The sequence below is a fragment of the Candidatus Marinimicrobia bacterium CG08_land_8_20_14_0_20_45_22 genome (assembly GCA_002774355.1).
Lineage (GTDB): Bacteria > Fidelibacterota > UBA2242 > UBA2242 > UBA2242 > 0-14-0-20-45-22.
Map to the genome: position 1 here is coordinate 1 of PEYN01000126.1, position 9256 is coordinate 9256.

The 9256-nt window shown below is 42.3% G+C and carries 7 protein-coding genes and 1 tRNA gene; all 8 read right to left on the reverse strand.

Annotated elements, in window-relative coordinates; genetic code table 11:
• The coding region (locus COT43_07465; GenBank protein ID PIS28016.1) for a TonB-dependent receptor at nt 1–1240 on the reverse strand (1240 nt) is incomplete at its 3' end.
• Between the two features lie 477 nt (nt 1241–1717).
• Nucleotides 1718–4297 carry a hypothetical protein gene (locus COT43_07470; protein PIS28017.1) on the reverse strand — a complete coding sequence of 860 codons (2580 nt, stop codon included), beginning with the start codon at nt 4295–4297 and terminating at the stop codon, nt 1718–1720.
• A 144-nt stretch (nt 4298–4441) separates the two neighbouring features.
• Nucleotides 4442–5392 (reverse strand): hypothetical protein, encoded by a 951-nt coding sequence (locus tag COT43_07475; protein ID PIS28018.1) that lies wholly within the window; start codon nt 5390–5392, stop codon nt 4442–4444.
• A 113-nt stretch (nt 5393–5505) separates the two neighbouring features.
• Nucleotides 5506–5583: transfer RNA gene (locus COT43_07480), tRNA-Pro, on the reverse strand.
• A 65-nt stretch (nt 5584–5648) separates the two neighbouring features.
• Nucleotides 5649–6029: a MerR family transcriptional regulator gene (locus COT43_07485; GenBank protein PIS28019.1), complete on the reverse strand. Its 381-nt coding sequence runs from the start codon at nt 6027–6029 to the stop codon at nt 5649–5651.
• 79 nt (nt 6030–6108) lie between these two features.
• Nucleotides 6109–6738 (reverse strand): hypothetical protein, encoded by a 630-nt coding sequence (locus COT43_07490; GenBank protein PIS28020.1) that lies wholly within the window; start codon nt 6736–6738, stop codon nt 6109–6111.
• A 158-nt stretch (nt 6739–6896) separates the two neighbouring features.
• On the reverse strand, nt 6897–8150 hold the full coding sequence (locus COT43_07495; GenBank protein ID PIS28021.1) for an aminotransferase: 1254 nt from the start codon (nt 8148–8150) through the stop codon (nt 6897–6899).
• 17 nt (nt 8151–8167) lie between these two features.
• The coding region (locus COT43_07500) for a hypothetical protein (GenBank protein PIS28022.1) at nt 8168–9256 on the reverse strand (1089 nt) is incomplete at its 5' end.

Consider the following 9256-nt stretch of genomic DNA (forward strand, 5'->3'; position numbering starts at 1 on the left):
GGCCGCCGACTTCACTATTGGATGTAGCGCGGCTTTCTTTGGCAAAATAGTTGAATTGCAATTTGATTTTTTTATTAACGTCCGAAGTCAGTTTTAATATCCCGGAATAATCCCTGAAAGCATCACGCGTCAAGGGAACGAGATACATATCCCGGTCTGTCTTAAATGACGCATAGAACCTTAAATTCCCCAGCATCTTACTGACAACTGGCACTGGACCGCCAAAACCGGCGTCGATGTTATAGTCGCCTTTTTTAATATCGCCTTGACGACGATGTTCCCATTCGAATAGCCGTTTTACGGCAGTCGGCGTTAGGTCGTTTGTCGGATCATTATCTGCCAATAAGTCTTGTGCTTTCTTATTCCATCCGCCCGGAAACGCAGGATATGACGCTTGCATATAAGGATCCCAAGCGCCGTTGTTCGTTCCCGTCCAGCATACATCCTCATCTAACCATGGACGCACATAATAGGAATTGGGGTCAAACACGGAAAGTCCGAAATGCTTCGGAGCCGCTGGACTATATCGAGTGCTTAGGTTGAACGTATATTTATCGGATGAGCCTTCACGAGTGACGACGTTAATGATGCCCGCTTGCAGGTCGCTGTACTCCGCGCTGAATCCACCCGACGTGATCATGATTTCCTGAACCGAGCTAAGCGGAATGCCCGAAATCGGTTTGCCGGTACGGTCATCTTTAAGGGAAATACCATCTACCATCATTGCCAGTTCATCGGAATCGCCTTTTCGGACGCTTAGTCCTTCGACACCCGCCTGCATTCCGATAACGCCGTTTACACTCGTCACCGGCAAATCGTCGATTTGTTCCCTTGAAATATTCGTTTGGCTGGATGCAACGTCGCGTTGCACCACTTTTCTCTCAGCGACGACAACGACTTCTTCGCCAACCAGGGATTCGACTTTCAAATCGACTTCCAAAGGAGTCGTCAAATCGATATAAACGCGAACATCGGTCAATGTCAATGGGGCATAGCCTATCATCATTACTTTGATCGAATACGTGCCGGGAGCAATGTTTAAAATAACAAAATTCCCATTCCTATCGGATGCGGCGCCCAAACTCGTGCCTTCAATAATCACGTTCACTCCGCCTAATGGTTGACCTGTTCCGATATCAACAACCCGACCGGAAATTTTCCCTGTTGTGCTGGCAAACAACGCCGTCACCAGAACTAGACATAAAATAATTGCAAAGGTAAACGTTCTTTTCACTTCCATCTCCCTTTTGAAAAAGACTATAAAATTTTAAAAAGCAAAATTCTAATAGATCATGATCGTGGACAAATTGTCCATCGCTATCCGAAAATATTTTTGATAGGAATAACTTGTATGTGTAGGAACGGAAGAAAGATTACTTTGAATTTTTACGTTTTTCATGATTTCGAAATCAATTGTCTCAATTTACTATTGCTCATTGCTCCTTAAAATTTCAAATTCACATATCACGTCCCATTTCCCTGGAAGACCGACTCTCGTCCTTTAAATGACCTCAGCTACGAACTGACGATGCTTCTCAAAGTACGGCGGCAATTTATGCAGTTCTTTAAAATATGTCAAGATTTATCTACGGCTTCCTCATATATTTTTTTTATTTCCAAATCCTATCCGTCCCCGGCACAAAAAATCCTTGTTTCAAATCGCTCCCCCAAGATTTGAATATCTAAAAGGTTAGTAATTTTTGCTTGAATTCGTTAATTAGTTTGAAACTTCACGCAAATTAAAAACAATCCGGATTGTCACGATTTTTTGCGGCGGGACGATAATATCAAACCGGTTAGGATTTTCAATCTGAATGGCTCCCATAACCTGTTCTTTCAAATTCAGTTGTGAAACCGCACGAAGCGGTAAATACGACGCGATCTTGCCACGAATCGAATTGCCTGTTGGATTGGCAAGTCTCAGTATGATGCCTTCACCGCTTGCACTTTCTTTCAAGGCACTAAAAACCAAATCCGAAGGCTCGATTGAAAGAAACTGGCATTTCGTTGGTAAAGGTCCAGACGATTCTTCTGCCTGATGGCAAGTCAATGGAACATGATAACACATTCCTTCGCGAAGATACTGCCCATTTTCGAGATTCCCAAGGTGAGGAAAAAAGGCAAACTTGATTTTCAATCCTCGCTCTACTAATAGGTTATCACTTTCTTGTCGTTCACCGACGAAATTTTCACAATCAGCAACAAGCGGAATAGTCAGAACTGGTTTGCTAACCGAATCAATTTTATATCGATTCAGTCCATTCACATAAATCGAAAAACCACCTTCCTCATTACAGAGCCCGACAAGACTGGTCATCGGAAAAGAACGTTCATAAAATTTTTCGTCAACGAAATTAGAATTCGAACGGAGTTTTCGAGATTCAAAAGCAAACCGGCTGTTATTGAAAATTGTCTGAACAGGAAAATTCGTCGGAAAACAAATATGAAAATCACCCCCCACCGGAAAAGTCTGGAAATGAACATCATAATAAAGGAATCGCGATGATTGATGGAGCGTAATCGTACTTGAAAATTTAATCGTATTTCCATGGGTTATATTGGGCGAACCAGCTACCGCAGGTTTCCACTCATAATCAATCCGATATGCCGCGGATAAGTGATTATTATAGATTTGATTAATTACTGGGTGAAGTTGTTCCGTTGTTATTTTCCTTCGCACACCTGAAACAGATTGTTCTTTGCACCTCGGTATAAATTGGAAATAGCCGATATTTTCATAGTTAAAAGCGGTTTCCGTTGAAAAAACTGTTACCGTTCCGTTTGGGTTGATCCCGGCTCGCATGAAATCGTTTTCAAGCACATTCGTTTCACAACTGATGGGCGTTTGATGAATCGGCTTAGGATGCAGTACCGGCTGTATGGAAAGAATTTTATATCCCATCGCCGGCAAGTTTTTTACGTCAATTACGCATCTATATTTCCGTACAATGTTACGTTTGCCGCCGGGCATAGTTACGGAATTCTCTTTCTTCTCGATAACAAAACACGGAACAGACCTGCCGGATAGGTCGCTGACTTCGATGGCCTTTTTGTCGCTAACTGCTGGAATTTCAAAAAAGATTTCGGCGATTTCCGACCGGTTAAAAGTCAGCGGGTTAACGATGGCAATCAGAAATTCCTCTTCCGTTTTTTTATGAATCTCTACCCGACTCAGAATGGATTGGATGGCGTTCTCATAAGTGTTTTTAGCCAACTGAACCGTCTGTTCGTAATCGCGGTTGATCTTCTCTATTTTTTGAATATCGTTCTCCGAAATATACTGAGACATGTTTTGTAACGTAAAAAGTTTACGCCATAATGTTTCTATTTCGACGTTTACCTTAGGGGCGTTCAACTGCCTTCCGATCTCAAGCCACGGTTCAATATAATATAGGATTAAATGTTCGATCTGAGAATTCAGGTCCAGCAGGCGCACTTTTCCCGGATAGAAATAACCCGAATTTGGATTAAATGTCGCTTCATCAAGCAATTCGCGTCGCTTAACTGGCAATTTTTCCAACTCTATGGATTCTTTAATTGCCCACGGATACCGATGGAGTTTGGTTTGGATATTATTATCGGACATGCTTTCTGCGAGAAGTTTGAGGTTTTTCTCCAACTCGGCAGTCTCAATTTCTGCTTCATCAGGTTCTATTAAAATTAAATCAGGCATTTGAGAATTGATAGATTTACTCTTAGTATCCGAACTTTCAGACGGCTTCCCAAAATAATCAGAAAGGAATTGCCCAATTTGATTTGATTTGAACCGCCGATAACGACTCGCTAAGAGTTTACAACCATCCATTCCTTCCCATATAAACTGATTGGACGAGATCGACGGAAGAATCACTTCCTCTGAAACTAAAACCGTGTCAATATTGAATCCCGAATAAATTTGCGGAAGTTGTGAATTAAGCCCGCCTGTCAGTGGACTTATGCCCATTTTCAAGGTTTCGCCGTATTGTTGCCCGACTTTTTCTCCGATAAGCAGATTCCGGATGATAGCCTCTCCGCTCGAAAGGCAGGAACACGGATAAATATACCAGGGACCAAATGTCAACCTGCCCGAAGCTAACATCTGCGCGATTTTGCTTCTCTCTCCGGGAAATTTTGTCAGATAATCATCCAACGACTTGACCTGAAAATCAAGCACAATGGCGATATTTTCCGGAACCGATCGGAATAGATCCAGCATGGATGAAAATACGCCGGATCGACTGGTTTTCTTATCCGAAACAGACAATTCCGAAAATGGATATACGAATACGACAAACATGTTTTGTTTCTCTTCTTTCACGTCAAATTCCTTTTTCTATTACGAAAGATTTTGCATCCCATTCAACACTCTTCAGTGAATAATATACAATACCGTCTGTTCATTTGCCAATATACCCAAACAATCAGCAATTTCTGCTTTTTCAGAAAGAGATAGAAATCAAATCTACAAGTTATTGCGTAGTTTGAACCATTCGTGAAAAATGACTCCGGGAAATACATTTTCACGTGCCCAAGATATATATTTATCGAGTTCTTTTCGTGTGGAGGCTTCGAAGCAGGGAAAAATTTTTTTCATCTTGATTTCGAGACGATATTGATCCAACAAATCCTCGGCCCACATTAGGTTTTTCTGTTTCTGCTTGTGATGCAAATATGGAGAAATAAAACATCCTTCGTCAGCAATTGCCAGCGGCAATTGACCTGTCGTAAAGGGCAAATCGATCAGCGCCAACGGTGGAAGAGAAATAATGAGTTTCGAGTTTTTCCCAAGCGTCTGTTTGGCATCGGCAATCATGTTGAAGATAGTGGTCGATCGCCACTGAAGCCATTCGGGCATCATTTCGACGATCTGTTGCGGTGAAGTGATGATCTCTCCCACAACCGATGAAAATTCAGTCACACAAAATGGACAATAACAAAATGGCGGAACTCTGTTTTGAATGTCCAATTCTTCCTTTTCCCAAAAAAACGGAAAACGAAGATGTTCCAGATAAAAATAATCCGGAGCGGAAACGCGCGCCATTTTATCGATCAGACGGTAAAAATATTCCAAACCTGTCGGATTGTTTGGACAAACCGGATGGTACCAGTCGTCAGGAACATACGCGGCTCCCGAAATACCAACCGGCGGAGAAAAGGATTCCTGTTTCCAAAGTAATGGGCTGTGAAAGAAAACCAGAATAACACCTGTTTTCAAACCTTTTCCGCGCGCAATGTCTATCATCCTTGAAATCGGAAGAAAATCCGACCGCCAGTTAGCAGAATCAGGTAGCGACATAGATTTCGTGGAAGAAATAATAACGCCGTCGAATCCAGTATCTTTGATTCGATTTAGATTCTCGGAAAAATCTTCCCGATTGTAATTGTTTACAATATATTTCACAAACGTCGGCATTCATTCTCCAGTTCGGTACCCTAACAACAAGGTTTTTGAAAAACAATCGTAACAAAGATAATTTCCGATTGAATAGTTTTCATGTATCAAAAATCTTCGCGAAAACCCTGCTTTTGTCGGAGCGAGAGGATTTGAACCTCCGACCCCCTGAACCCCATTCAGGTGCGCTAGCCAGGCTGCGCCACGCTCCGATTTCAAAGACAAGGGAATTTACCCTTTTTCAAATTGAATTCTAAAGAAAAAACCGCTTTCTTCACTAATCATCTAGGATGCCCAGAATCTCCTGAAGCCCCTTTTTGACTTCGCTAAGCAACTTTGGTAAATCTTTATCCTGAATTGCTGACGCTTCATTAATCTCATAACTTTCTTCGTCAGTAATTTCCATCTCCTCAAGTTTGACCTGTTTCAATTTTTGTTTGGCTCCTTCAATTGTGAATTTTTTGTCATAAAGGAGATGTTTGATATATTGAATGACCTTTATATCTTTTTCACGATAAACGCGATTTCCTGCACGATTCTTCGATGGCGATAGCGACGAAAATTCAGTCTCCCAGTAACGCAACACATACTGTTTCAGTCCGGTGATTTCGCTGACCTCACCGATGGAGTAGTATAATTTTTTTATAGGCTTGTTCACTTTCGACCTGTTATACACTTCACTTAAACCACTACTTTAGTAGTATAATCATGAAGATTCATTATGTCAAGGATTATTTTTATTTCAGGGCCTTCGCCGCGAGCGTCGCATTTGAGCAGAAGTTGATCAGGTTTTGCTTAATCATCTGCCAACGAAATCCTTTTCCATTGCGGACTTTCGCCTCGATAGAAGAAAGCGAATCTGTCAAATATACTGCCATCCGACCGAGTTCCATCTGATTATGAATTCCCTTTTTGTATCTGAAAGGATAAAAACCACAAACGCCAGAATATCCGTATTGTCTTGCCGCTTCAACGATCCGGTGATTGACCTTACCAAACGGCGAAGCGAAATACCGGACTCTGCAACTAAATTTTTTTTCTAGGATTTCTTTGGAATGCGCCAATTCCATCCAGATTTCATCAGTTTTCAATCCGACAAGACTCCGATGAGATTTTCCATGCGAACCGATCTCCCACCCTTTTTCGTACAGTTTAACGATCTCCGCAGAGTTCAAATGCCGAAAATGAATCCACCCCAGATGTGAATCCCAATCATTCGATTTTCCGATATAATCCGTGATGATAAAAACTGTTGCCGGAGCACTGAATTCTTCTAAAATCGGAAAGGCATACTCGTAAATATTTTGATAGCCGTCGTCAAATGTAATGGCGATTGCCATCGGATCATCAGCATAAAGTCCTTCCAAATCCGAAAGCGTTACGAGCCGAAAACCTTGCCGTGTTAAAAATTGAATCTGCTTACGAAACTTCTCCGGCGGAATGCAGGAAATTCCGATCTCTTTTTTTTCATCAATCTTGTGATAAACTAATATGCGATTCCCTGCGATGTCGCCGCTCCTCCAACCTATTTCGGAACGAAGTGGTTTTTCCGATAAAAACGTTCGGTAAATTCACCAATCAATTTATAAGATTTTACCAACGTTTCTTCATCGGGTAGAAAGACAATTCGGAAATGGTGAGTGTTCGGTTTTTGACCGAATCCGCTACCGTAAACCACTAATACACCAGTTTCTTCCAATAATTCCAGAACATAAGTCTCGTCGCTGATTACATCTGGCAACTGGACTTTCGGAAAAGCATAGAAAGCGGCTTCCGGTTTGACGCACGAAATTCCAGGAATTGCATTCAACATTTCAAAAGTAATGTCCCGGCGTTTTTGGATTTTCGCTTTCACTCCGACTAAATGCGGATCTCCGCTTTCGAGCGCTGGCGCAATCGCATACTGTTGAGGATGCGGCGCGCAAAGCCGCGCACGAAGCAATCGATTGATCGCCTCGCGGTAATCAACCATGACTTTCGCAGGATCGCGAAAAATTGCCCAACCGACACGCCAACCCGGCATAATATAATTCTTGCTCAAGCCACCGAACGTAATGACTGGAACGTCTTCGCTAAGCGACGCAATCGAAATGTGTTTGCGGTTATCGAGTAGCAATTTGTCGTAAATTTCATCGGCAAAAATAACCAGATTATGTTTTCGCGCGAAATTGATAATATTCAGCAAACTTTCAAGACTATAATTCGCGCCGGTCGGATTGTTTGGATTGATCACGACGATCGCTTTGGTTCTTGCATTGACCCGACGTTCGAGTTCGTCGAAGTCGATCTGCCAACCGGTTTCTTCGTTAAGTAAATAAGGATTGAGTTCGCCATGATAAACCGGAATCTGTCCGCTGTAAAGCGGATAGCCGGGCGATGGCGTCATGATGTTGTCACCGGGATTGACTAACGCGGCAATTGCAAGCGTTATTGCTTCAGAAGCGCCATTGGAAATGAAGACATCGTTCGCAGTGATATTCTTTATCCTTTTTTCCATAACTGCTTGACGAGCAACCGCTTCGCGCGCTTCGGTAATTCCCATGGAATCACAGTAAGTCGAAACATTCAATCGAGAACCTACTTTTGATTGAAGAATTTTTTCGGCCACGATTTTTCTCAACACTTCGGGAGTTTCAAAATCATAAACAGGCGGATCGCCGATATTCAAATAAAGAATTTTCTTCCCTTTTCCCTCGAGTTCCTTTGCTTTGATAACGATATCCCGAATGGCGTAAGTTACTTTGTCGGTACGCTCAGCAGGAATAATTTTCGATAACATGAAAACCTCCAAAAACTTTATTGATCGGATTGATTTTTAACATATCGTTTATATCCATTTTTCGGTACGATGATCGTCTCGATGAAGTTGGATTTATTATCATAAATATACGACGACAGTTCCTGCAGATCGCGAGCACTAATTTTGTCAATGATTTCCAGAATTTCATCAACACCAATAGCCCGTTTCTCGTGAATTTCCATTCGAGCAATGTGGCTCATTCTGGATTGCATGCCCTCCAAACCAAGAACGGTTCCGCTCTTCGATTGCTGTTTGATTTTTTTCAACTCATCTTCAGGAATCGGTTCATTCACCACTTTTTCCAACTCCTGATAAATCATCGAACGAACCTTATCCAATTTTTTCGTATCGGCGCCGGCGTAAATTCCAAATGCGCCTTCCGATAAAAACAAATCCGAAAACGAATAGATTTCATATACAAATCCATACTTCTCACGGATGTTATTAAACAGGCGCGAAGTCATGCCTCCGCTAAGAAGAACATTCAGCAAACCGAGCGTGTAACGGCGCGGATCGGTCTGGGGAAAAATTCGCTTTCCCAGCACTAAATGCGCCTGACTGATCGGTTTGGCATAAATCTTCTGCCGTTCTCGCACGGGAAGGACATCGGGAATGGGCAACCTTCCATTTCCGGCAGGCAGTGAACTCATATACTTTTCGACCAATTCCACCAACTTCTGATGTTCGATCCTACCGGAAGCGGCAACGACCAAATTTTTTCCTGTATAGTTCGTCCGGATAAAATCATTCAAATGCTTCTCTGTAAAAGAGCGAACATTTTCAATCGTTCCTTGAATCGGTCGCCCAAACGGATGTTCCGGGAAAATTTGATCGGAAAAATAGTCGTGAATAATGTCGCCCGGATTATCTTCGATCTCCTTGATCTCTTCGATAATGACGTCCTTTTCCTTCGCCAATTCACCGGGATCGAAAACCGGATTCAGGATAAGATCGGAAAGGACATCGACTCCGCGATCGATGGTTTCGCTCATCATCCGAACATAAAAACAGGTCGAACTTTTGCTCGTATAAGCATTAATGTTTCCACCGATGGATTCGATTTCGTAACCGATTTGAAAAGCCGT

Coding starts and splice junctions, on each gene's coding strand:
- COT43_07475 (PIS28018.1), bottom strand. CDS start 5,392: ATGCCGACGTTTGTGAAATATATTGTAAACAATTACAATCGGGAAGAT.
- COT43_07495 (PIS28021.1), bottom strand. CDS start 8,150: ATGTTATCGAAAATTATTCCTGCTGAGCGTACCGACAAAGTAACTTAC.